This window comes from Gilliamella sp. Pra-s60 (assembly GCF_009795755.1).
Lineage (GTDB): Bacteria > Pseudomonadota > Gammaproteobacteria > Enterobacterales > Orbaceae > Gilliamella.
Window position 1 is genome coordinate 15253 of sequence record NZ_WTFA01000002.1, and the last position, 25995, is coordinate 41247.

The 25995-nt window shown below is 35.6% G+C and carries 20 protein-coding genes, 2 tRNA genes and 1 pseudogene; 8 read left to right on the top strand and 15 right to left on the bottom strand.

Annotation, left to right across the window (positions count from 1 at the left end):
- Window positions 1-92 precede the first annotated feature (92 nt).
- Window positions 93-1174, top strand: a pseudogene (locus GQ596_RS01750) (IS3 family transposase).
- A gap of 210 nt (window positions 1175-1384) precedes the next feature.
- Here GQ596_RS01750 and GQ596_RS01755 read toward each other — a convergent pair.
- From GQ596_RS01755 to erpA, 3 genes are all read right to left on the bottom strand, one after another.
- Window positions 1385-1460: transfer RNA gene (locus tag GQ596_RS01755), tRNA-Gly, on the bottom strand.
- A 12-nt stretch (window positions 1461-1472) separates the two neighbouring features.
- Window positions 1473-1560 (bottom strand) — tRNA-Leu (locus GQ596_RS01760).
- A gap of 225 nt (window positions 1561-1785) precedes the next feature.
- Window positions 1786-2124, bottom strand: coding sequence for an iron-sulfur cluster insertion protein ErpA (erpA, locus tag GQ596_RS01765; protein WP_034914816.1), 339 nt, complete (start codon window positions 2122-2124; stop codon window positions 1786-1788).
- A gap of 159 nt (window positions 2125-2283) precedes the next feature.
- On the opposite strand from erpA, the gene hemL reads away from it, so the two are divergent.
- Both hemL and bcp read left to right on the top strand, forming a co-directional pair.
- Window positions 2284-3579, top strand: a complete 1296-nt coding sequence (gene hemL / locus GQ596_RS01770) for a glutamate-1-semialdehyde 2,1-aminomutase (RefSeq protein WP_160399973.1) — start codon at window positions 2284-2286, stop codon at window positions 3577-3579.
- 67 nt (window positions 3580-3646) lie between these two features.
- Entirely contained in the window at window positions 3647-4123 is a 477-nt protein-coding gene (bcp, locus tag GQ596_RS01775; protein WP_160399974.1) for a thioredoxin-dependent thiol peroxidase, read from the top strand.
- Window positions 4124-4150: 27 nt separating this feature from the next.
- Here bcp and GQ596_RS01780 read toward each other — a convergent pair whose 3' ends face one another.
- Both GQ596_RS01780 and GQ596_RS01785 read right to left on the bottom strand, forming a co-directional pair.
- Window positions 4151-5236 carry an AI-2E family transporter gene (locus GQ596_RS01780; RefSeq protein WP_160399975.1) on the bottom strand — a complete coding sequence of 362 codons (1086 nt, stop codon included), beginning with the start codon at window positions 5234-5236 and terminating at the stop codon, window positions 4151-4153.
- Window positions 5237-5285: 49 nt separating this feature from the next.
- Complete coding sequence (locus GQ596_RS01785; protein ID WP_160399976.1) at window positions 5286-6809, bottom strand: helicase HerA-like C-terminal domain-containing protein; 1524 nt, start codon at window positions 6807-6809, stop codon at window positions 5286-5288.
- 157 nt (window positions 6810-6966) lie between these two features.
- Between GQ596_RS01785 and GQ596_RS01790 the strand changes: the two genes are divergently transcribed.
- The gene (locus GQ596_RS01790) at window positions 6967-7188 is read left to right on the top strand and encodes a YdcH family protein (RefSeq protein WP_160399977.1); all 222 of its coding nucleotides are present in this window, start codon (window positions 6967-6969) and stop codon (window positions 7186-7188) included.
- A gap of 328 nt (window positions 7189-7516) precedes the next feature.
- Here the strand turns inward: GQ596_RS01790 and mgtA are convergent, their stop codons facing one another.
- Window positions 7517-10225 carry a magnesium-translocating P-type ATPase gene (gene mgtA / locus GQ596_RS01795; RefSeq protein WP_160399978.1) on the bottom strand — a complete coding sequence of 903 codons (2709 nt, stop codon included), beginning with the start codon at window positions 10223-10225 and terminating at the stop codon, window positions 7517-7519.
- Window positions 10226-10933: 708 nt separating this feature from the next.
- On the opposite strand from mgtA, the gene GQ596_RS01800 reads away from it, so the two are divergent.
- Window positions 10934-11605 (top strand): hypothetical protein, encoded by a 672-nt coding sequence (locus tag GQ596_RS01800; RefSeq protein ID WP_160399979.1) that lies wholly within the window; start codon window positions 10934-10936, stop codon window positions 11603-11605.
- A gap of 85 nt (window positions 11606-11690) precedes the next feature.
- Here GQ596_RS01800 and GQ596_RS01805 read toward each other — a convergent pair whose 3' ends face one another.
- The 7 genes from GQ596_RS01805 to hutW form a co-directional block, all read right to left on the bottom strand.
- On the bottom strand, window positions 11691-13583 hold the full coding sequence (locus GQ596_RS01805; protein ID WP_160399980.1) for a DNA topoisomerase III: 1893 nt from the start codon (window positions 13581-13583) through the stop codon (window positions 11691-11693).
- 73 nt (window positions 13584-13656) lie between these two features.
- A complete protein-coding gene (gene zntB, locus GQ596_RS01810) occupies window positions 13657-14658 on the bottom strand; it encodes a zinc transporter ZntB (RefSeq protein WP_160399981.1) in 1002 nt (333 codons plus the stop codon).
- Between the two features lie 85 nt (window positions 14659-14743).
- The gene (locus GQ596_RS01815) at window positions 14744-15517 is read right to left on the bottom strand and encodes a heme ABC transporter ATP-binding protein (RefSeq protein WP_160399982.1); all 774 of its coding nucleotides are present in this window, start codon (window positions 15515-15517) and stop codon (window positions 14744-14746) included.
- Between the two features lie 16 nt (window positions 15518-15533).
- Window positions 15534-16535 (bottom strand): iron ABC transporter permease, encoded by a 1002-nt coding sequence (locus GQ596_RS01820; RefSeq protein ID WP_337189507.1) that lies wholly within the window; start codon window positions 16533-16535, stop codon window positions 15534-15536.
- A 46-nt stretch (window positions 16536-16581) separates the two neighbouring features.
- The gene (locus tag GQ596_RS01825) at window positions 16582-17220 is read right to left on the bottom strand and encodes an NAD(P)H-binding protein (protein ID WP_160399983.1); all 639 of its coding nucleotides are present in this window, start codon (window positions 17218-17220) and stop codon (window positions 16582-16584) included.
- An 18-nt stretch (window positions 17221-17238) separates the two neighbouring features.
- A complete protein-coding gene (gene hutX, locus GQ596_RS01830; protein WP_160399984.1) occupies window positions 17239-17739 on the bottom strand; it encodes a heme utilization cystosolic carrier protein HutX in 501 nt (166 codons plus the stop codon).
- 17 nt (window positions 17740-17756) lie between these two features.
- A complete protein-coding gene (gene hutW / locus GQ596_RS01835; RefSeq protein ID WP_160399985.1) occupies window positions 17757-19178 on the bottom strand; it encodes a heme anaerobic degradation radical SAM methyltransferase ChuW/HutW in 1422 nt (473 codons plus the stop codon).
- Between the two features lie 269 nt (window positions 19179-19447).
- Here hutW and GQ596_RS01840 point away from each other — a divergent pair, with 269 nt between their 5' ends.
- Together GQ596_RS01840 and GQ596_RS01845 are read left to right on the top strand one after the other, a co-directional pair.
- Window positions 19448-20296: a hemin ABC transporter substrate-binding protein gene (locus GQ596_RS01840; protein ID WP_160399986.1), complete on the top strand. Its 849-nt coding sequence runs from the start codon at window positions 19448-19450 to the stop codon at window positions 20294-20296.
- 106 nt (window positions 20297-20402) lie between these two features.
- A complete protein-coding gene (locus tag GQ596_RS01845; protein ID WP_160399987.1) occupies window positions 20403-22706 on the top strand; it encodes a TonB-dependent receptor domain-containing protein in 2304 nt (767 codons plus the stop codon).
- Window positions 22707-22951: 245 nt separating this feature from the next.
- On the opposite strand, the gene pgeF is transcribed toward GQ596_RS01845, so the two are convergent.
- Together pgeF and rluD are read right to left on the bottom strand one after the other, a co-directional pair.
- Complete coding sequence (gene pgeF, locus GQ596_RS01850) at window positions 22952-23716, bottom strand: peptidoglycan editing factor PgeF (protein WP_160400219.1); 765 nt, start codon at window positions 23714-23716, stop codon at window positions 22952-22954.
- A gap of 8 nt (window positions 23717-23724) precedes the next feature.
- Entirely contained in the window at window positions 23725-24699 is a 975-nt protein-coding gene (gene rluD, locus GQ596_RS01855; RefSeq protein WP_160399988.1) for a 23S rRNA pseudouridine(1911/1915/1917) synthase RluD, read from the bottom strand.
- Between the two features lie 92 nt (window positions 24700-24791).
- Between rluD and bamD the strand changes: the two genes are divergently transcribed.
- Entirely contained in the window at window positions 24792-25586 is a 795-nt protein-coding gene (gene bamD / locus GQ596_RS01860; RefSeq protein WP_160399989.1) for an outer membrane protein assembly factor BamD, read from the top strand.
- The last annotated feature ends 409 nt before the right edge of the window (window positions 25587-25995 follow it).

The window sequence follows — 25995 nt, forward strand, 5'->3', positions numbered from 1 at the left end:
TCCAACTTTTGGGGTGCAGTTCACTATCCCCTAAAATAGTACAGCAAAAAAGTAGAAAATTCTCTATGATAAAAGTAAAAGAGGATTGAAACATGAAAAAGATGACAGAGCACCAAATCGTATCGATATTAAAAGAAGCTGAAGCGGGTATTCCGGTTAAAGAACTGTGCCGTAAATAGGGCATGGGTAATTCAACTTTCTATAAATGGCGGGAAAAATACGGTGGAATGGAAACTTCGGATATCAAACGCTTAAAGGAGCTGGAGGCTGAAAACCGCAAGTTTAAGCAGATGTTTGCCGAACTGAGTTTAAAATCCCAGCTTCAGGAAGAAATCATAAAAAAGCTTTAGTGCCCACAAAGGCACGTAAAATGTGGGCACAGCAACGACAACAAAATTATTTAGTTACTATTGCTATGAGTTGTGCCATTGTTGGCTTAAGCCGTTGTGCTTACTATTATAAACCTAAGTTACAGGATGATTCGGTGATTGTTTCGGTGTTGAATGCTATCACAGACCGGCCTTTACGCTGGGGCTTTCCTAAATGCTTTAATCGTATTAGAAAGCTCGGCTATAAATGGAATCATAAACGGGTATATCGGGTGTATTGTGAATTAAAGCTTAATCTCAGGGTAAAGCGTAAAAAACGTATTCCTCCACGATGCCCGGAAAGGTTATTAGTCCCCAATAAGCAAGGTGAATGTTGGTCAATGGATTTTATGAGTGACAGTAGCCGTAATCAACGTCGCTTTAGAACATTCAATGTCATCGATGATTTTAATCGTGAGGCGTTAGGGATTGATATTGCAGTAAGCTTACCAGCAGGAAGGATCACCCGTTACTTAGATAAACTGGCCGAATATCATGGGTATCCATTAAAAATACGGGTCGATAATGGACCAGAATTTACAGGAAAAACCTTTATAAACTGGGCTAAATCACATGATATAGCCATTGATTATATCCAGCCCGGTAGCCCTTATCAAAATGGCTATATTGAACGATTTAACCGTTCGTACCGTACAGAGGTATTGGATTTATATCTTTTTAATAATCTGGAACAGGTAAGGAGAATAATCGAAGAATGGTTAACGATTTATAACACCGAAAGACCGCATGAGGCATTAAATAACATGACACCGATTGAGTATAAAACACTAAAACAAGCAGCTTAATTTTCTACGTGAGTTGTGTACTAAGTTTGGGATATTTACAGAATCAGACTAAATCAGATAATGAGTACCGAAGCACTTAAATTGAAAAAAGATGTACTTATGTGACATGTATTTGAGTACATTTTAATGGCTTTACTTGGAAAAATTAGATACGTAACGTCTTTATTACCTAGGACTTAAGACATCACTGGACATCTGTAGATTAAAATTTGGAGCGGGAAACGAGGTTCGAACTCGCGACCCCGACCTTGGCAAGGTCGTGCTCTACCAACTGAGCTATTCCCGCATAGGTAAGAAGTGGTGCCCGGGGCGAGACTTGAACTCGCACGGCCAAAAAGGCCGAGGGATTTTAAATCCCTTGTGTCTACCGATTTCACCACCCGGGCTCAAAACTAATTACAAAGAAGTAATTGCGTTTTGAATGCTGTGCATTTTACTCATCTTAAATTTATCGTCAACAAAAAAATTCAAATTATTGTTTAACTGCTCAATGTTTGTCACATTTTATGTGGTTTGTTAACCTTTTGCTTTAAAAGTTAAAAAAATAGAATTTATTGTTAACTATAAAAATGGTTAGCCTTTAATAAAAGGCTAAAGTCTAATTTTATAAATTAAACACTAAATGATGAACCGCAACCGCAAGTGGTTGTTGCGTTAGGGTTGTCAACCACAAAGCGAGAGCCTTGTAAACCTTCAACATAATCGATTGTACCACCAACAAGATATTGCAAACTCATTGGGTCGATAACGAGTGATACGCCGTTTTTTTCGATTGCTAAGTCATCTTCGTTTACTTTTTCATCAAACGTAAATCCATACTGAAATCCACTACATCCCCCACCTGTAATGTAAACTCTTAATTTAAGGTTTGGGTTTTCTTCTTCGGTGACAAGTGACTTAACTTTATTGGCGGCTGCATCAGTAAAGTTGATTGGTAAGGCATCGCTCATGTTCTTCTCCTAATATAGTGATCTTCGTATTATATACCTTTGCTAAATGAAAATACAAAATAGAAAACTTCTATTAAATAAATTTTTGTTAGCTAGCTTGAATTTGTTTTGATTTTATGAATAAATACAACAAATTTTTTTAGAAAGATTATCTTAACTATGCTAAATACTTTTAAATCAGAAACGCTTTACCATCAAGCCTTATCCGTTATGCCCGGTGGTGTTAATTCACCTGTTCGTGCTTTTAATGGTGTAGGCGGTACACCTTTGTTTATTGAGCGTGCAAACGGTGCATATATTTATGATGTAGATAATAAAGCCTATATTGATTATGTCGGTTCTTGGGGACCAATGATTCTTGGACATAACGATCCCGATGTTGCCAATGCGGTCATTAATGCGGTGCATAATGGGCTGAGTTATGGCGCACCAACCGAGATTGAAATAAAAGTGGCTAATTTGGTTTCACAATTAATGCCGTCCATTGAAATGGTGCGAATGGTAAATTCAGGAACCGAAGCAACCATGAGTGCTATTCGTGTTGCGCGTGGCTTTACAGGGCGAGATAAGATTATTAAATTCGAAGGTTGTTACCATGGGCATGCCGATTATTTATTAGTTAAAGCCGGTTCTGGCGCCCTTACGTTTGGTCACCCAACATCGCCCGGAGTACCTAGTGATTTTGTTAAACATACCTTAGTTTGTGACTATAACAATTTAGAATCAGTCAAGAAACAATTTGCACAATATCCTAATGATATCGCCGCCATTATTATTGAGCCAGTTGCTGGCAATATGAATTGTGTGCCAGCAAAAAAAGCGTTCTTACAAGGCTTGCGTGCGCTTTGTGATGAATATGGTGCGTTGTTGATTATTGATGAAGTGATGACAGGCTTTAGAGTCGCGCTGGGTGGTGCTCAAGATTATTATGATGTCGTGCCTGATTTAACTTGTTTAGGTAAAATTATTGGTGGTGGTATGCCTGTTGGCGCTTTTGGTGGTCGTGCAGATATTATGAAACAATTAGCACCGACAGGACCAATCTATCAAGCTGGTACGCTTTCAGGTAATCCTGTTGCCATGGCAGCAGGATATGCGACATTAACAAAGTTGATGGAAGTTGGTATATATCAGGAATTAGAAGATAAAAGCGCATCGCTTGCCAATGGTTTATTGGCAGTAGCTAAACAGCATAATGTGCCATTAGTGGTGAATTATGTGGGTGCGATGTTTGGGTTGTTTTTTACAACTGCTCCTGAAGTAACCAGTTATCAAGATGTGATGCTGTGTGATGTTGAATTATTCAAAAAATTCTATCATCATATGCTTACAGAAGGTGTCTATTTTGCACCGTCTGCATTTGAAGCGGGCTTCATGTCACTTAAACATACAGATAAAGAGATCAATCACACAATTGATGCTGCAAACCGTTTTTTTAGTAATTTAAAAAGATGATGCTGTTTTTAATATACCCAAAGAAATAACAAATTAAACGACTTAACTTAAAATAGGTAATAATTATATGGTTAATCCACTTAAAGAAGGTGCACAAGCGCCTCAATTTTCGTTACCAGACCAAGACGGAGAGCTAATGGGTTTAAAAGACTTTAAAGGTCACCGTGTTTTAATTTATTTTTACCCAAAAGCCATGACACCGGGTTGTACTGTGCAAGCTTGTAATTTACGTGATTGTGCTGATGAGTTTAAAAAGTATAATGTAGCAATTCTTGGCATTAGTACTGATAAACCAGAAAAATTATCTCGTTTTGTTGAAAAAGAGTTGTTAAATTTTACATTGCTTTCTGACGAAAATCACGAAGTCGCCCAAGCATTTGGTACTTGGGGTGAAAAAGAATTTATGGGTAAAACCTATGATGGTATTCACCGTATTAGCTTTTTAATTGGTAAAGACGGTAAAATTGAAAAAGTGTTTAATGATTTTAAAACTGCTAACCATCATGAAGTGGTTTTAGATTATCTTAAAAACCACGCCAAATAGTCTTATTAAATAAAAGCAGATTAGCCACTAATCTGCTTTTTTCTCGCCATTTACGTTATTTAATTCGTCTTGTTTTGGCCAAGCATTGATAATTGCTTTAACCAATGTCGCTAATGGAATTGCGAAAAATATTCCCCAAAATCCCCATAAACCACCAAATATAATCACCGCTAAAATAATAACCAGTGGATGTAAGTTAAGCTTTTCAGAAAACAGGCACGGTACCAATAAGTTACCATCTAATGCTTGTATTAAAATATAGAAAAACAACAAATAGCCAAATTGAGCGGTTAATCCCCATTGAAAGAGTGCAATAAGAACAACAGGAATACTTGAGATAATAATACCAACATAAGGCACCAATACCGATAAACCAACAATCACAGCTAATAAAAGTCCGTAATCTAAACCAAAATACCAAAAAGGGAGGTAAACACAAATGGTTAAAATAATAATATGTAGTACATTACCAACAATATAGTTAGCTATTTGCATATCCATTTCAATAGCGACTTTATTTAAGATTGTACGATTTTTAGGTAAAATTTTTGAGCAGTACCCCCATATTTTGGCTTTGTCTTTTAATAAAAAGAACATCATAATTGGTACCAATACCGCATTAATCGCAATCGAAACTAATCCTAATAAAGAGACAATTGAAAACTGCAACAATGAATTACCTGTTTGTACTACTTTACTGGTAATACCTTGAATAATAGAATCAAACAAGCCTACATCAATCAACTCTGGATAATGTTCAGGCAAAGTAGTTAAAAAATTGTTAGCAAAATTTAGCATGTTTGGAATATTGGTGATCAAACTAATACTTTGTTGCCAAATTAGTGGTAATAAGATCATAAATCCTACCAATACTACAAGAATAAAAAGCAACAATACAATTACAACAGCCAGCGTTCTTGGGATATTTTTTTTGTGTAGAAAGTTAACAGGACTATCAAGCAAATAGGAAAGCACAATAGCAATAAAAACAGGCAAAAGAATTTTATTGAAAAAATAGATGATAATAAATAAACCAATAATAACCGCCATTAGTGATACGACATGCGGATCGCTAAAGCGCTTTTTATACCATTCAATAAACATTTTTAACATTAAAACACTCCTATTTTGCTAACTTTTAAAGGTAATAAATTCAGCACGATTATTTTTTTAAACTGCCTAATATACCACGAGTAATCTGCTTGCCAATTTGATTAACGACTTGTCTTGTTGCGCTTTTGGCAATTTGTTGGGTTATGCCATCATGTTGTCCACCTTTTGGTCCTTTTGAGCCAAAAAGAAGCGTGCTTAAAAAGTTAAGCAACCCGCCATTATGTTGTTTATTGTTGGTATCTTCATCGTCTTTTTTATCACTCTTATCAGTATTTTGATTAGACATATTATTTAACGAAAATCCCGCTTTTAATACTTCATAGGCCGATTTCCTGTCTAAAGTTTGTTCATATTTCTTATAAAAATAAGATTGGTGCATAATCAATGATTGGTTATCTGGTGACATTGCCCCCATTTTGGAACTGGGTGCAATAATATAACCACGCTCAACCATGTTTGGGCGGCCTTTTTCGTCTAGAAATGAAATAAGCGCTTCACCAACACCAAGTTCCATAATTGCTTTTTCGGTGTCAAAATTTGGGTTAGCTCGCATAGTTTGAGCGGCTGTTTTGACTGCTTTTTGATCTTTAGGGGTAAATGCTCGTAAGGCATGTTGCACACGATTGCCTAATTGTCCTAAGATTGTATCAGGGATATCGGTCGGATTTTGAGAGGCAAAATAAACACCAACACCTTTAGAACGAATTAAGCGTACAACTTGTTCTATTTTTTGTAATAATGCAGGGGAAATATCGTTAAAAAGAAAATGAGCTTCGTCAAAGAAGAAAACAAGTTTAGGCTTATCAAGATCGCCTACTTCAGGCAAGTGTTCAAAAATTTCGGACAATAGCCATAATAAAAAGATAGAATATAATTTTGGTGAATTATATAATTTTTCTGCCGATAGTATGTTAACGACACCACGACCTTGATCATTGACTTGTATTAGGTCTTGAATATCTAACATCGGTTCCCCAAGAAAAAATTCAGCACCTTGTTGTTCTAATGTTAATAATCCTCGTTGGATTGCACCAATTGATGATGACGAAATATTGCCGTATTGGTTTGTGAAAGTTTTTGCGTTATCTCCCACAAATTGAATTAATGTACGAAGATCTTTAAAATCAATTAATAATAAGTTGTTGTCATCAGCAATTTTAAATATCAGCTGTAATACACCTGATTGAACGTTATTTAAATCGAGTAATCGACTAAGTAAAATCGGTCCTATATCTGACACTGTACTGCGAACGGGGGTTCCCTTTTCAGCAAACACATCCCATAATTCAATCGGTGATGAATCGGGTTGCCAATCATTTACTTCAATGCTAGCTAAGCGAGCTCTTAACTTTTCAGATAATATGCCCTGTTCACCAATGCCTGTCAGATCACCTTTTACATCAGCAAGAAAGACGGGTACACCAATTTTCGAAAAACCTTCAGCCATTTTTTGCAATGTTACTGTTTTACCCGTACCTGTTGCGCCAGTAATTAATCCATGACGGTTAGCTAACGCCGCTATAATAGATAAATCTTTGCCTTGGCTTTTGGCAATTACAATCGATTCACTCATGGGTTTACCCCTTATTAATTTGTGTTTAAAAGATATCGTTATACTGTTAAATCTGTCACAAAACAATTTCTCTATGAAAACAACTGATAATATTGTATTCTGAATTAGCAATAGTCGCTATTGTTATTATTCCATCTTGCCTATATAAGGAGGCGTTATGTTTCCAGAATATCGAGAAATCATTTCTAAATTAAAAAATACCGATTTACGTTTTCAAAAATTGTTTGATCAACATAATGAGCTTGATCAAAAAATCAAAAATATTGAATCTGGCATTATTATCAATACAACTGAAACGATAGAAGCATTAAAAAAACAAAAACTAAAAATTAAAGATGAAATTTATGAAATTTTGAAAAAGGTGTCTAATACGGATTGAGCCATATAATCCAATATTTTAATTAATTTATTATAAAAAGAGCAAATAAAAACCCCAATAGCTGGGGTTTTTTATTATCTTTAAACCTAATTGTTTATACTAACCTTTTGGTTTTAATTGTTTAGCTGCGCTTGTGCTTTTTTTTGTTTTCGGCTTTTGAGCAACATAATTAAATTTTTATGTGGTTTTTTCATAGATTATTTCCTTTTGTTATAATTATATGGTTAATAAATTGATTTTTTAATAATTTTTACTATATAAATTTTAAAATCGCTAAGCGATATTGATATCGCTTAGCCGTTATTGTTAATCAGTTGTTATTGGTGCATTAAAACCATTGTCCGAAGCGTTTAATATAAATCCGTTTCATCAATTGTGCAACACAGCAATAACTAAATAGGGTTGCTAAAAGCCATGGAAAGTATGACCAAGGTAATGGTTCTAATCCAATTACCCCACCAAGTGGAGAAAACGGAATATAAATACCCACAGCCATAATTAGCAATGTCATCACAATTACGGGGAATGCCGCAGTGCTTTGCACAAATGGAATTTTTTGTGTTCTAAGCATGTGTACCACTAACGTTTGTGATAGTAACCCTTCAATAAACCACCCCGAATGGAATAATGATTGCATTTCAATGCTATTAGCACTGAAAACAAACCACATTAAAGCATACGTTGAGATGTCAAAAATAGACGACGTAGGTCCAATCCAGATCATAAATCGTTTAATATTTAACGCATCCCATTTACGTGGTTTTTGTAAAAACTCATCATCCATTTTGTCCCATGGTAATGATAGTTGTGAAATATCATACAGCAAATTTTGAATGAGTAAATGTATCGCTAGCATAGGTAAAAATGGTAGAAACGCACTAGCAACCAATACTGAAAAAATATTGCCAAAATTTGAGCTTGCTGTCATGTTTAAGTATTTCATGATATTACCAAAGGTTTCACGTCCACATATTACACCTTCTTCTAACACCATTAAGCTCTTTTCAAGCAAAATAATATCGGCCGACTCTTTAGCGATGTCAGTTGCGGTATCAACTGATATTCCAACATCGGCATCACGAAGGGCTGGCGCATCATTTATACCATCCCCTAAAAATCCAACGGTATGACCATTATCTTGCAATAATCGAATAATTCTTGATTTTTGCAATGGCGTTAATTTAGCAAAAATAGTACGTTGTTCGATTTGTATTTTAAGTTCAGCATCATCCATCTTTTCAATTTCAGTACCGAGTAATGGTGTACCTGGTTCTAAACCGACTTCTCGGCACACTTTGATAGTGATGATTTCGTTATCACCTGTTAACACTTTAACGCCGACACCATGTTCACTCAATGCCGAAATAGCCTCAAATGCGCTTTCTTTTGGTGGATCTAGAAAGGTCAAAAAACCACGAATCGCAAGGGCTGTTTCGTCTTGTACAGTGTATTGTGCTTTTGTTTCGCTAGCGGGAATGTCTTTTATACCAACCGCTAATACCCTAAAACCATCTTTGTTATAGTCATGCGCTAAAGCAATTAATGCTTGTTTACGTTTATCATCTAATGGTAAATATTCGCCATTTTCATAAACATGACTTGCAATAGATAACATTTCCTCAACGGCACCTTTGCAAATCATCAAATGATTATCACTTCCATTTTGTACTACTACTGATAAACGACGACGTACAAAATCAAACGGTAATTCGTCAATTTTTTTGTATAGGCCGGTACCTACCTTTTTCATACGGGTCTTTTCTTCGGTAAAACGAATTATGGCTTTATCCATTAAGTTTTTCATACCGCTTTGATAATAGCTGTTAAGCCAAGCTAGCTCTAAAACGGATGAATCAACTTGTCCATTAATATCAAGATGATGCTCTAAAATAATTTTATCTTGCGTTAAAGTGCCTGTTTTGTCGGTACATAAAATGTCCATTGCGCCAAAATTTTGGATAGCGTTAAGGCGTTTAACAACCACTTTACGTTTTGCCATACCAACCGCGCCTTTGGCTAGGTTGGCACTTACAATCATTGGTAACATTTCTGGTGTTAAACCAACAGCAACCGCTAGTGCAAACAGTGCCGCATCACCCCAATCATTTTTTGAAAAACCGTTAATAAAAAAGACAATTGGTACCATAATTAACATAAAGCGAATAAGCAACCAACTCACACTGTTAACACCACGATCAAACGAAGTTTCAGCACGGGAACCAACAATTGACTTTGCCAACGAACCAAAATGCGTATCAGCACCTGTGGCAACTACAATGGCAGTAGCAGTACCACTAACCACATTGGTGCCCATAAAACAGATATTATTGACATCAAGGGCATTATCTTTGTCGATGTTTGCTTGTTCAATGTTATCTGTCGTTTTTTGCGTTACAGCACCTAAAGTGTCATACTTTTCAACAGGAATTGATTCCCCTGTTAACACCGCTTGGCTAACAAATAAATCCCTAGATTCAATCAATCGGATATCTGCTGGAATCATGTCCCCCGCTGATAAATAAACAATATCCCCCGGAACAATTTCACTTAATGGAATTTCAATGCGCTCTGGGGTCATATCTTTATGCGCACGACGCAATACGGTTGCTGTTGTGCGAATCATTGATTTTAAGGCTTCAGCCGCTTTGTTCGAGCGAAACTCTTGCCAAAAACGCAATAACCCACTGAGTGAGACCATCGTTAGAATAATAATAATCCCCGTTAAATCAGTCTCTTCACCATTTTGCAAAGGTAACCAATAGTCAGTCACAAAACTAACAATAGCTAACGCTAATAATACAAATATAAATGGATTATTAAATGCCATTAATAATTGCACTAAAATTGACGGCGCCTTTTCGCGAGCAACTTCATTTTTACCATATTGTTCAATTCGTGATTTTGCACTCTCTTGCGTTAAACCAGAAAGGCTAGATTGAAATTTAGATAAAATACTATCAAGGCTGCTTTGCGCTTCGTTGATAGCTTTGATATCTGCACTATTTTGTGCTTTATTTTTTGATACATTTTTTGTCATCTTTAGTACCTATATTCATAATTTCGGCAAAAGCATGCCAACTCATTGTTATCAAATAACGATAAGTGATTAAATTTTGTGATAAGCTAAAATTTTATTGCATAGCAAAACTAGCCTATAAAGCTACTTTGTATAGCTAGCCCTAAGCATTAAATTTAATTAGCAAAAGTGTTAATTAAGAATTTAGATACAACTCGGTGGTTCTAAATGTTTTTCTGAAAGGTGCAAAATACACTGCATAAAGCTGTGTGCGCATTGATGTTTTGAATTTGTGTGATAGCGTGTAAAAAAATGCATATCGTTCACCATTACCGTTTTATCAATTTCGGTTTGTGAACTGAAAAAATGATGATTTAGACAGGTTCATTAACCGATAATGATGTGTTTAAATTTATCTCCCCCACATTTGGGGTGACCCGATTGAGTGTCCATATTTCTCCTGTAAATTGAACTCTTCACTTTATATTTCAACTTCCCTTCACCCTCGTTTTTAACTTCCATAGCTAAAAAAGGAAGAAAAGCTCAAAAGGCGGGCAATTTATACGCTTTTAAGAGGCAAAAGTCAACCCATAAAGAAAAAAGAAAGTAGTGATTGTTGGAAAACAGCACTTTTCGTCTTTTTCATACTCATTTTGATGCGGAATTAATACCGATTTTATCCAATATAAGATAAAATCGTAACACAATTAATTAATGAGAATATTTAAAATGGATATTTCTGAATTACTCCATGACAATTGGTTCAATTTAATCACTATTTTTATGCTTTCTTTAGTCACGTTTATTTATAAAAAACGTCCACAAAATGATGTTTTTGACAATATTATTAAATATGCTGATATTTTAGCAAAAACACCCCATCCCCAATATCAAACAGATTATTTAAATAATATCAAAAAGAAACTTATTTGGGACAAGGTCTGCTTTTATAAAGCGGGTAATGTTGATAAAGAAAGTATTGCTATTTCGTTAATTAATGCTGACGTTCATAACCTTATAGAACTAACTCAATTGGATTTATTAACACAATATTTTAGTATTAAAAATAATAGCATAATACCAATAAAACCTTATTTAATTAAAGAAGTTATACTTAGCGGTGCAGCATTTACATTTGCCTTTATTGTGTTGTTATCTAATATAATTACGATCTTTAGTTCTTCTTGGATAATCAATGTTATGGTTGCTATTTTAACTATTTTTATCATCATCATAGCATTGTTTCGCTTTGCATTAGCACCAATAAAACGATTCAAAATTTATCTTTTAATTTTAAAAGATAACAGCTTTTTAAAAAGAGCAAATAATGAATTGGCTAAAGTAATAAAAGATAAAAATAACACCTCAATGTTAGAAGAAACAACAGAATCAGAAAAATAACCAATCCATAACAATTCAATCAACAGGGTGAATTATAGTCATGACTTTTCATCCTGTTTTTTAGATAACAACTAATAGATAACAACTAAGCACGAATGTTTAATCTTGTGTTTTTTAACTGATTAACAAGATCTAACAATGATGAATTGAGTTGATGCATGAATTGCTGATACGAAAATGCTTTTTTACTAATTTCATCCAATTGTAATTCCCAATGGGCTGTCATATCGGGCATGGACATTATATCGGGCAGCGATAAAATTAGTTTTTTACCCACCTCGGTTGAGCGTATTGTTTTACCTTGACGGGTTAAAAACTGTCGTTTGAATAACAATTCAATAATCCCTGCCCTAGTTGCTTCTGTGCCTAGTCCATCAGTTTCACGCAGTATCTTTTTGATTTCAGGATCTTTAACAAATCGAGCAATCCCCGTCATTGCCGACAATAGTGTTGCATCGGTAAACGGCCTTGGTGGTTGCGTTTCTTTGCTAACCAGTTCAGTATCAATACATTGCACTGTTTCGCCTTTTTTAACTAATTTAGTTAATAAACCATTACTTTCATTATCGTCGTTATTAGCTTCTATTTGGTTGTTTTTACTTCGAAACAAAACTTTCCAACCTTCATCAAGCATTTGGTTAGCTTTAGAAACAAATTTACCACCTTTGATATCAACATCAATTTGTAATTCAGCGTACTTGTAAGCGGGGTAAAATTGCGCTAAATATTGCGTTGCAATGGCTTGATAAACAGCTTTTTCGTTAACAGTTAGGTTATCCATTTTTGCTTTACGTAAAGTTGGAATAATAGCGTGGTGCGCCTCTACTTTTTTGTCATTCCACGCTTTAGTGCGTAAAGTATAATCGGCATTACTAATTGCGGTTTGCAGTTCTGGACAATTATTTTCAATGGCAGATCTTATACCAGCAATCTGTTTTAAATGCTCTTCAGGCAAAAATCGACAATCTGATCTTGGATAGGTAATTAATTTGTGTTTTTCATATAACGATTGACAAACATCAAGCACATCTTGAGCACTCAGTCCATTTTTTTTAGCCATCTCAATTTGCAGTGCCGATAAATTAAATGGCATTGGCGGGGCAAGCTCTTTCTTTTTATTGCTGACTTTATCAATAGTTCCAGGTTGGTGGTTAATACGCTGACAAACGTTTTCGGCTAATTTTTTGACTAATACTCGCCCTTCTTCATCTTGATAAGGGGCACAAGCTTCACTTGGTTGCCATTTGGCTTTGAAAATTTCATTATCTTTGGTTTGCAGAACAGCGAACACATCATAAAATGGCTTTGGTACAAATTGTGCTATTTCCAAATCACGCCTAACAACTAGCCCTAAAATAGGCGTTTGTACTCGCCCTATTGACAATACACCCCGATAACCGTTTTTTTGCCCAACAATAGTACAAAGTCGGCTCATATTGATACCATAAAGCCAATCGGCTCGTGCTCTTGCCAAGGCTGATGTAGACAAAGGGATAAAATCTTGGTTACTGCGTAATTGCTGTAATGACTTTTCAACAGCGCTAGCATTTAAATCACTAATCAAACAGCGCTTTATTGATTTGCGTTTATCTAGTGGTAATTGGCAATAATTTAAAACTTCATCAACCAACAACTGCCCTTCCCTATCCGGATCACCTGCATGCACAATTTGATCGGCCGATTTAATGAGATCCACCAAAATATTAAATTGTTTTTCTGTCGTATTTTTTGGCGTCAATATCCACTTTTCAGGCACAATGGGTAAATCGTTAATTACCCACTTTTTATATCGCTGATCATAAACTTCTGGGGAGGCTTGTTCAAGCAAGTGCCCAATACACCAGCTAACGACATCACCATTACTTGCTTTAATAAAACCATTACCTTTTTGATGAGGTTTTGGTAACACATCAGCAATGGCCCGAGCTAAACTGGGTTTTTCAGCAATAAATAAACGATAGGGCTGATTAGACTGCATAACAACAATTATTCATTAAAAATACCAAAAATTATAAACGCTTATTCGTTTTTTACAAAAAAGATTAGCCTAATTACCACCATTTTTTATATTTAAGCCAAATAACCGAAATAATACAAATAATAACAAGTAACAATATTAATCCAACAAAAGACCAACCTTCACCACTAAAAGGAATACCTGCTAAATTGACCCCAAGTAAACTGGTTAAAAACGTAATTGGTGTGAAAATAATGGTAAATAGCGACATTAAGTAAATTCGTTTATTGGTTGATTCGGCCAAAAAGCTATTAATCTGCTCCATAATTGAAGCTAACCGCAACAAACAGCTATCAATATCTGATACATAATGATTTTGTTGATAAGAAATATCATGCAACCTTTGACGATCGTTATCGTCAATCCATGATATTCTTTCAGTCGAAATTTTTACAAAAATATCACGTTGTGGCGACAATAATCGGCGTAAAACGATCAATTGTTTACGAACTCGACCGATCTCTTTATAAGAAAAGATACGTTGATTTAATACAGAATCCTCTAGCTTAATAATTTTATTGTGGACACTATCAAAAGATAAGTTAACTTGATCACTTATTAAATCAGACATTTGAATCAACCAATCTGCTACATCCACAGGACCAATACCCTTTTCTAGATGATCTTTTAATTCAGCAATAGCAGAAATTTGTTGATGTCGAGTTGAAATGATCATGTTATCGGTAATAAAAAAACGGAAGGTAACAATAGGATCAGGAAGCTCATTGGGAATAAAATTAACGCCTTTTAATACTACTAAAACCCCCGAATCAAAACGGATTTCTTTGGATATTTGATTTGGCTTTACTAACTCAATTTTAATTAAATCAGGAATTAGGGGAGTGGTGTTTATCCAATTGACCGTTTCTTGTTTAGCAAAGTCTAAATGAATCCAAAAGGGTTGTGAAACAGAAGGAATGCTATGTTCATTAAGCGGTATAGCTTTGCCTTTACCATCTAATTGACAACAAAATGCTGGATTAGCCTCTAAAAGATGAGAAACAGAAATAACACTTTCACTATTTTGATTCGTCATTATAACCCCATTTGTTATGGTTTTTTTAAATTATATACTGAATTTAGATTAAAATGGAGCTACTAATTAGTGTTTATATTCTACCCTAAGGCATTAAATAAATTTGTGGAATACAAGAATTGTCAGGATGATGATAAATACCCAATTCCACACCATACCAACGCTCAACATTATCAGCGGTTAAAACGTCTTTAGGAGAGCCTTCCTCAACAATTTTTCCTTGATTAATTAATAGGATTTTGTCGGCATATAATGCTGCTAAATTAAGATCATGCAAAACACAACACACTGCTAATTTTTGTTTGCACGCAAGTTGTTTTAATAATCTTAAAGTCTGTTGCTGGTGATATAAATCAAGTGCAGAGGTCGGTTCATCTAAAAACAGCAATTTTTCGGTTGGCTTCGGTTGCCACAATTGTGCCAAAACTCTAGCTAACTGTACACGTTGCTGTTCCCCCCCTGACAAACTACGGTAATCACGCTCAGCTAGCTTTAAGCAATCAGTTTGTGACATGGTTTCCTGAACAGCTTGATTAAAATCGGCCTTGCCATAAGGAGAACGCCCCATTGCAACCACTTCCTTCACTTTGAAAGGAAAGGTCAAGTGGCTTTGTTGTAACATCACCGTTCTGACCTTAGATAACTGCTTTTCTGACCATTGTGATAACGGCTTATCAAATAAATAGCACTCTCCCGATGATGGTTTTTGGTACCCAGTTAACAAACGCAACAGTGTTGATTTACCTGCACCATTTGGTCCAATTATAATTATAATTTCACCAGCTTTTATCGTTAAAGACACATCATTAATTAAAGTGCGATTTGCATAACTAAAAGTCAAATGTTCAGCAGTTAACATAATCAGATTCCATCTATTATTTATGTTTTAAGATTAACCATAGAAAATAAGGACCACCAATCAAACTTGTAAAAAGCCCAACAGGGATTTCGGTAGGAGCAACTAAAGTTCGTGCAAAAGTATCTGCAAGTAGCAACAAACAAGCACCACCCAGTGCAGAGGCAGGTAATAACCAACGATGATTTGCCCCTACTTGCAAGCGAATCATATGCGGAACAACTAAACCAACAAAAGCAATAATACCACTAACTGCGACCGAAGTTCCTATTAAAACTGCACACAGTAATAACAGATAACGTTTTATTCGCTGTACATTAATACCTAAATAATGCGCATCTTCATCACCAAGTTGAAGAATATTAAGCTCATGAGACAATTTAAAAACACAAAACAGAGCAGGAATAATCAATGATACTGCAACTAAAACCAGATCCCACGACCCTTTACCCAAGTTACCCATCGACCACAACGAAATTTGCCGTAATTGGATTTCATCACCAATATAACTTAAGCATCCCATAATCGCACCAATAATGGCATTAATCGCCACGCCTAACAAAACCATTTTGGCCAAATTACATTGCGCATTTAAGCTATAAACATAAATCAACAGACAAATAAACAAACTACCAGTAAACGCAGCAACCATCTTACCGTAAAGCATCATAATAGGAGGAAAGACCGTAGGAAACAAAATCGATAATCCAACCATTAAAGATGCACCACTACTAATACCCAATAAACCTGAATCGGACAATGGGTTTCTAAACAAACCTTGCATCACCGCCCCAGAGCTGGCTAACGCCATACCAACAATAACTGCTAACATAATGCGTGGCATACGAACATTAAGCCAAATATTCCACAAAGGATCATCAAATGGCTTACTTATTAAATGTGTGATAGACAACTTCAAAGCACCTAAATTGGCAGAAAACAAAACAAGTACCAAAAGTAGACCGATTAATCCCCATAACAACGAACGATGGCGATTGGAACGATGATCATTATTTTGCACCCACTAACCTCTTTTTTGTTTCGATTGATTCACGTCATGCCACCCATCAATAAGTCACATTCAAACTAGGATCAACAACACTATAAGCACGTTGTTCAAACTGATTTGTGGCAATTTTGTCAATAATTATTTTCGCTAAATCAATACGATAAACAAATCCATGAACTTCTTGTTGATAATAACACTCGGCATGTTGTGTCATTTCACCATCTCGCAAACCACCTGGTCTTAAAATAACAAAATTTAACGTACTGGTTTGCAACCATAGTTCAGCTAATGACTTTTCCCTTACAGCATTACCAAAAGCCTGTTTAGCTTTATCTGATAACGTAGGCCACGAATCGCCGCACCCTAACGAAGTAACTAAAACCATCTGCTTAATACCAACTTGCTCGGCACAATCAATAATGACGCGTTGTGCTTGATAGTTTCCTGTTTCGCCACCCAAGGTTGACACAATCGTAGCATCTGCACTTGCTAACTCACACAACTGCTTTACAAGTGAAACATCAGTCGCATCGCCGACATAGCTTTCAACACCTTGACTTGATAATTGCTTGGCAAAATCATTATCTCGAACTAAAACAATATACCGCCAATTAGGATAAATTTGCTTTGCTAACTGTAAAACTTGATAGCCCGTTCCAAGTTTTGAGCTTACCCCAAAGATCAATAATGTTTTCATAATATTAACTTCTTAAAATCAATCAATTCTTTTAGATAATGCTCTGAATTTTTCTAGTTGGTCAGCTTTTAATTGATGTTTTTCATCACGGCCAACAAAAATTTTAAACATTGCTTGCCCCTTATGATTAAGGAATATCATTGACGCTGTAGACATTTTCATAAATTTGCGTTCAATAAAAGCAATATATTGACAATGATCTGCTTTGATATGACCACTTAACCCTGTCTGATGACGTAAATTAAAATATTTTTGGCTATACGATCCCGGTGGCAATTCGCCCGAAATTTCAGCGATGACATCACCGGTATGCACTAAAAACAGCACTTCTCCCCAAGTTGTCACTTCATTCCAAATTGTATCAAAATGACAACCTTCAACGATTTTTGCATCCGGCAATGCTTGAATAACTTGTGTCAAAGTAACATGATGATCCTGAGCAATTTTTTCTAATAACTCTTCAGGGTTGGTTTGCATATAAGCTGCTAAGTTGGCTAAAAGTGATTGTTTATCTACCATAATAATTCCTTTAATGACTAAATGTTATGTGGATTTTTTACTGTTTTAACAGCAGAATGAGGCATTACAACTTGACCATGTTTTGATTGTTTTGATTGTTTTGCTTGTGCTATTTTTTGTTGTAATTGGATATATTCAGGGTTATTAAGTTGTAACAATAATTGTTGCAAGGCTTGCAAAATATTGCTTGACCAAAAACGTCCCGATAACGTCAAAAGCATACAATGGCTTTTATTTTGCAAAAGCCCAACTTGATACCATTGATGAATCAAAGGATCAAACAATTGAAAATGTTCAGTTAGCTGAGTTAAATCAATACGCCCTTTTTCAATACCGGCTTGTAATTGATACAACCATTCACCTACCAACGGTTTCCCCGTTAGCATCATTATGGGTTTTCTTCCTTGATCGAGCTGCGCATAGTAGGTGTTCAAATCACGTTGTATCATAAACGATTGCCCGCCTAAGCGCCCACCAGCACAAGATCCAAAAGCAAAAAAATTTGAACCTTGCTTAATTAAAAAATTATACAAATTACGTTCACGACTATTTTTTGCCCAATGCGCATTAGTCAAATGAACCCAACCTTGCTTAGCAAGAAACTCAGCGCCTTGATGGTAAAAGTCACACTTATCAGTGACAGACGGGATCTCGATACGTTTATTCTCAACGCCCTTAGCTAATGGCGTTGTCGGTAACAAATTTAGCGAATAAAGATCAACACCGTCTAATGGCAAATCGTTTGCAATATCTAAATCTCGCTGCCAAGTTTGCGTGGTTTGATTGGGTAAACCAAACATTAAATCACATACCAAAGCAACACTATCGCGCAATGCAATGCGCTCAAAGCGTTTAATAATTTGAGCTTCGTTTGATTCACGACCTAACCGCTGCCTAATTTCAGAATTAAACGTTTGCACTCCTATTGAAAACCGATTTGCACCAGCTTCAATATAACTATCAACCCGCTCATCATCAAAATCAGAAATGCGCCCTTCTACTGTAATTTCACAATCGGGAGCCAAAGGAGCATGTTGTTTAAAATAACGAATCACTCGTGCAATTTGCCCAGCGGCTAAAGCCGATGGCGTACCACCGCCAAAATAGATAGCATGAATAGGAGCTGATTGCATCGCTTTACTATGGATTTCTAGTGATATTTCTTTCAATAGATAATCAATATAAGTTTCAGTATTAAACTTCCTTAACGGATTTTGATAAAAACCACAAAATTGACAGTGAATATCACAAAAAGGAATATGAATATAAATTAATCTTTTTTTACCGACTAAAGCAGTATTTTGGATAACTTCCCATTGAGGCACAACATCTTGTGGAGATAAAGGTAAACTGGCTTGTAAAGGCATGACTGCCCAACGATTTTTAAAAGGTAACGCGGCGTTTTCTGCATAAAACGCACTAACATCTAATGATCTCATAACAACATTTCTTGAACAAATAATCTCCATAAATTAAATAATAATTATTATCATTTAGCAACATTTTTTATTAGTTATTTTTATAACCATTTGATATTTATATTGATAAATGTCTTATAAAAATAAAAAAAATCTTTAAAGATCAATTTAATTGTTCTTAATAAAGTAACAAAATGTAAATAAACACCATATTTTTTATTGATAATGATTATCATTTTAATTATAGTGATTGGTGTTTTTTTCAAAAACACAAGGATAGAGATTAACCAATGAAAAAAAATTTTATATTAAAAATCGGGCTATTTTTATTCATATTCGCCCTTAACAGCTTTAATAACAGTTTTGCCAATGAACGAATTGTAATTGCAGGGGGGGCATTAACTGAAATCGTCTTTGCCCTTGGTGCAGGTGATCAGATTGTGGGGGTTGACAAAACAAGTAGTTACCCTGATTCAGTAAAAAAACTCCCACAAATTGGCTATTGGAAATTACTCAATATTGAAGGGATCTTATCTCTAAAACCTACATTATTTATTACATTAAGCGATGTCGAACCGGATAACATAATCAGCCAAGTCAATCAAGCTAAAGTTGATGTACTATCATTACAGCGTGTACCAGGTACACTTGATTTACTCTATACTAATATTGAAAAAATTGCTGACAAACTAAATAAACAAACTCAAGGGCAACAGCTAATCAATAAAATCAAAACTAACATAACTAAAATTCAAGAAAAAACCAACAACCATCCTAATAAAGCAAAAGTGCTTTTTTTAATGAGCATGGGGGGGACTAATTCAGTCGCCGGTAAAAATACCACAGCTGATGCCCTAATCACCATCGCAGGTGGGGAAAACCTTGCCAAACATACCAGCTACAAAACTTATACCGCAGAATCTTTAATTGCTATGAATCCTGAAATTATCGTATTAAATAAATATTCAATTGAACAATTAGGCGGGATCGAAAAACTAAATACCATTGCGGGAATTACCGAAACATCAGCATTTAAAAATAATCGCATCATTACCATCGATGACAGCTACCTATTTGGTATAGGACCAAGAGTTGACGAAGTAGCGCAAATACTTTACCAACATTTTTACCCTAAATAATATTGGGAAAATGGTTTATAACATAATAATTATATTTGATTTATAACAATTTTAAGCGAAGCAATTGAAGCGTATTATTTAATTTATTATGTTTGAAAGGAATAAAATGCTTAACTTTACTCATTTAAAAAAAACTAGTGCATTAGCTTTTAGTTTATCCTTTGCCATGCCAACAATTGCAGCAGAAAATAATGACAATGAAAAATACAATGACGTCATGACAGTTACTGCGCACGAAGCAACAAAAAAGCCCGGCAGCAAAACGGAAATATCAGAACAAGATATCAGACGCGATGGTGGCACTAATTTTGGCACACTCATGCGTTATCAACCACTCATTTCGGCACCGGGCAACATTTCTGGCTCAGGCAGTGGCAAAAGTAGTTGGGATCGTGGAGGGTTTACAGGTTATAACATCCGTGGATTAGACGCCAACCGAGTTTCTATTGACATTGATGGCATGCCTTTACCCATCGCACAAGGACGCGTCAACTCAGTGGGTAGAGCTGGTTTTGGGACTTATGGTATTGGTCGCGATTATATAGATACCTACATGTACAACAACGTTGATATCCAATCAGGTGCAACATCGGTTAGTAACGCCAATAATGCATTAGGTGGTTCGGTATCATTCCAAACAAAAACTGCTAGCTACTATCTATATCCAGGTAAAACAAGTTACTTTGGTTACCAAAACAATTATGACAGTACTGATAGAAGTTACCATCAAGGACTAACTATGGCTGGTGGTGATGACGACTTAAATGGTATCTTAGTATTAAGCCGACGCGATGGTCAACAAGGCCGTAATCATGGCGACTCAATCAACAACTACCCAGAAAACTGGCACTCAAATTCACTATTAGCGGGTTTTGGTTGGCAAATAAATAGTGAACACCTTTTCAATACTACTATTGATTACAACACAAAAACAAAAAATGCTCATTACAACACATGGGATAAATACGGCAAAAAAATTGAATCTCTTGATCACCAAAAAAGCAAAAATAATCGCTTTAATCTAGCCTTCAAAGATCAATGGAAACCAACTAACATTAGCTGGATTGATACCCTAACGACTCAAATCAACTACCAACAAACTCACGTTTACGATAACACAGACCTAAAACATATATCTAGAGGCAATTTCAACACACAAACACACTACAACACAAAAACCTACAACTTCATCACCACCTTACTAAAAAGCTATGACAACCAAAAAATCAGCGCAGGCTTAAATGCAAAATGGGGCAAAGACGAATCACCATTTTATACATCAGCAAAATCACAATATGGAAATTTCTTCCCTGATGGTGATTACACAAAACCACAAGCAGACAGCCGTAGTTATCAACTAGGTGGATTTATTGAAGACCGTATTAGTTTTAATATCAACAACAGCAACAACTTTTATTTAGTTCCGGGTGCAAGAGCAATATACCAAAACACAAAACCTCAACATCTTGAAAACATGAGCGTAACTAATATCAACGCAAACCAACTTGGCAAACAGTACAGCAGCAACAGTGACTTCAAAATCCTACCATCGCTGTCATTCATGTACGACATTACCCCCAACTTCACCACTTACTTACAATACAAACGTGGTGCACAAATGCCAAATCAAAACCAATTATATGGCTCATATTTAGCACATAGCCAAATGTATGTACTTGTGGGGGATTCAAATCTAAAAACTGAAACCAGCGATAACTTTGAACTAGGCCTAAAAGGACAACCGACAGCGGGCATTACATTATCGACAGCGGCTTTTTATAATAAATACAAAAACTTTATTGCTTATTCTCGTTACAAAAAGAACTTTGTAGGAGTCGGTAACCGAATCGTCTACCAATCTGAAAACCGAGATAAAGCCTACATTTACGGTGCAGAACTAAGTAGCGAATTTAACATCGGAACGTGGTTTGAATCAGTCAATGGCTTAAGTGCAAGATTTGCCATCGGCTACAACCAAGGCAAATCAAAATCAAGTTATTTGGGCGACAAATACATTGAAATGGACACCATAGCGCCATTAAAAAGCACTATTGGACTCGCATGGGATGACCCTAACCAATACTACGGTTTTGCATTGACAACAACATTCCAAAAAGGCAAAAAAACTGACGGTACAACTCGTGAAACATATAACAACGATGGTAAACCAATTAAAGACTCAACTGATGATTATTTTAGAATTGCAGGCCATGGAATTATTGATTTAACAGGTTATGTTAATATCACTAAAAACGTAAAATTAAGTGGTGGTATTTATAACCTTACCGATCAAAAATACTGGGATTACCTGAGCAATAATAAATTATACAAAACATCAAATTATAAATACCTAGAAATGTTTACCGCACCAGGTAGGACATTCCAATTAGGGATGGATATTGATTTTTAATCGCAAATTAAAGACACGGTATTTTTTGAGACTAACCCGCTTAAGCGGGTTATTTTTTATAAAAAGAAGCTAGGGATTAACAGCTATAAAAAACATCAATAAAATCAATCCTCATCCAAAATTTTATCAGAACAATAAATAAGATCGACACTATAATTTCAGACATTTTAATTTTACCCTAAAAATCAGTCAGGAAAGGTATTGATTTTATTAAATTTTTTATTTTGCTGTTTTTTACAAAAAACTCACTCAAACCAGATCATTGACGCCATCCTACCCGTTTTGCTTTCCCGACGGTATGAAAAAAACTTGTCTTGTTCAGTATAAGTACAAAAATCACCACCAAAAATTTTAGTTATGCCCATTGCTTGTAAGCGTTGTTTCGCAATTAAATAAAGATCAGCTAGGTATTTTTGTTCAGTAGGATTGATTAATTTAAAAGCGATTTGTGCATTGCGGTCAATTTTTTCAAATTGTTCCTTGACTTCAATACCAACTTCAAACTTTTTAGCACTAATTGCTGGTCCAAGCCATGCGATAATATTTGACGGTGATGAAGAAAAGTTTTTGACGGTTTCTTCTAATATTCCGTTACATAATCCACGCCATCCTGCATGTGCTGCTGCAACTTCGTCCCCCTTAGTTGTACAAAATAAGACTGGCAGGCAATCGGCTGTCAGTACAACACTCACTTGTTTGGGTTGATTAGTATACGATCCATCGGCTTCTACCGTTTGATTAGGGATATTACCGGTTGCTGCTTTTAAGGGATTTTGCGATATGTCTAGCACTATGGTGCTGTGGGTTTGAGTTAACCAATAGGGCTCGCTGGGTATTTGTTCCGCTTGTATAACACGCTGTCGGTTTTGGGTTATATCTTTTAAATTATCGCCAGTTCGACTTCCCATATTTAAGCTCGTAAATGGTGCCAGACTGACACCGCCTATTCGTGTTGTGGTCAGAGCATGGATGTTTTTTGGCGCTATCCAATATGGGAAAATCGACTTTATCATGTTGGTTACCAATCTAGTTCGTCTTTGTGTTGTTCGGTATCTTCTTGCAAGGCTTGAATTAGCGTTTGCATATCTTGCGGTATTGGAGCATTCCATTGCATAAGCTCGCCTGTAATAGGGTGATACAAACGTAACATGGTTGCATGCAGTGCTTGACGATCAAAATCACGCAAGGTTTGAATAAACGATTCGCTTGCACCTTTAGGGGGTCTTGGGCGCCCACCATAAAGGGGATCGCCAATTAATGGGTGAGCAATATGCGCCATATGTACACGAATTTGGTGAGTTCGACCAGTTTCTAAGCGCAAACGTAAGCGAGTATGTAGGCGGTACTTTTCCATCACTCTGTAATGTGTTACGGCAGGTTTTCCTGTCGGAAATACCGCCATGTGAGTGCGTTTGGTTGGATGACGAGTGATAGGTTGATCAATCGTGCCTCCTGCAGTGATAATGCCCATAGCGACAGCTTCATATTCACGTGTAATTTCACGATGTTGAAGTGCATCAACTAAATGTGTTTGCGCATTAATGGTTTTAGCAACCACCATTAGACCTGTAGTGTCTTTATCGAGTCGATGAACAATACCAGCTCGTGGCACACGAGCTATGTCGGGGTAATAATGTAATAACGCATTTAATACCGTACCATCAGGATTACCTGCACCAGGATGTACGACAAGATCTCGAGGTTTATTGATGACAAGGATATCGTCGTCTTCATAAACAATGTCGAGTTTTATATCTTCTGGCTGGTGATAGGTTTCTTCTTCGATTTCAGCATTGATTATAATTTTTTCACCACCTAGCACTCTTTCTTTGGGTTTATTGACAATAACATCATTAACAGTAACTTTATTATTGACGATCCAATCTTTTATTCTTGAGCGTGAGTAATCAGGAAAAAGCGCTGATAAAGCTTGATCTAAGCGCATTCCTAATTGGGTTTGTTCAATTTCGGTTGATAATTTTAACTTATGCATGTGTAATTTATCTATTTTAAGCTATTATGTTTTAGAGTATTATATACCAATCATGGTCTTTAATGTTTAATTATATTTGGATTGAAAACTGAATGAAACTACGTTTACACTCTTTGTTAGCAATTGTTTTAAGTGGCATGCTAATTGGCTGTACGTCATCCAAACCCGATGTTGAAAATGTACCTGAAATTGAGCTTTATAATAAAGCAAAATCAGATCTTGAAAATGGAAATATTAAATCCAGTATTGCTGTATTAGAGACTATGGACAAGAACTATCCATTTGGTCCTTATTCACAACAAGTACAACTTGATTTGATTTATGCTTATTATAAGTCAGCTGATTTACCATTAGCAATTGCATCAATTGACCGTTTTTTAAAGTTGAATCCAACACACCAAAATATTGATTGGGTTATTTATATGCGTGGTATTTCAAATATGGCGCAAGATGATAACATGATCCAAGGTTGGTTTAACGTTGATCGTTCAGACCGCGATGCTGATTATGCAGCTGCTGCATTTAAGGACTTTACTTATTTAGTATCAAGTTTTCCAAGTAGTCAATATACGGCCGATGCACAAAAACGTCTTGTTTTTTTGAAAAATAGATTAGCACGCTATCAGTTAAAAATAGCTCAGTTTTATACTAAGCGCGGTGCTTATGTAGCGGTAATTAATCGTGTGACTGACATGCTATCGATGTTCCCTGATACCGATTCAACAAAAGAGGCATTGCTATTAATGCGTAATGCTTATAACGAGTTAGGTTTAGTTAACGAAACACAAAAAGTTGATCAGCTAATTCAAGCCAATATTGAAAACATGCCAAAACAAGAAGAAAAATCGTTCCTATCACGCTTTACTAGCGTTTTTAATGGCGGTTAGGCTGTTTTAATTTAAATTTCAATCATTATTTTAAATCACATCGATTGCTATTTAATTTTGGTTAAATAGCAATCAAGTAGCGATACCAACATTTTAAATTATTTTTTGCAAACAAACGTATCATAATGTTTTTTCTTTATTGGCTAATGCTAATGATGAATTTGATAAGTTAACTTTGATAAGTTAATCACAAAACAAACCATCCCCAAAATAAATATTTTTTACCAAACAATTTTTGATACTTCTTTTAGGGGATAACCTCTAGTATGTTCATGACCTTTATATTTACCCTTGCAAGCTTTTTCTATAGCTTCAAGTGTAACACAATATTCTTTCTGATAACGATTATTTTAACCAATAGATGTTTAAATTTATCATGGCAAAAAATCAATATCGTGATTTATATATT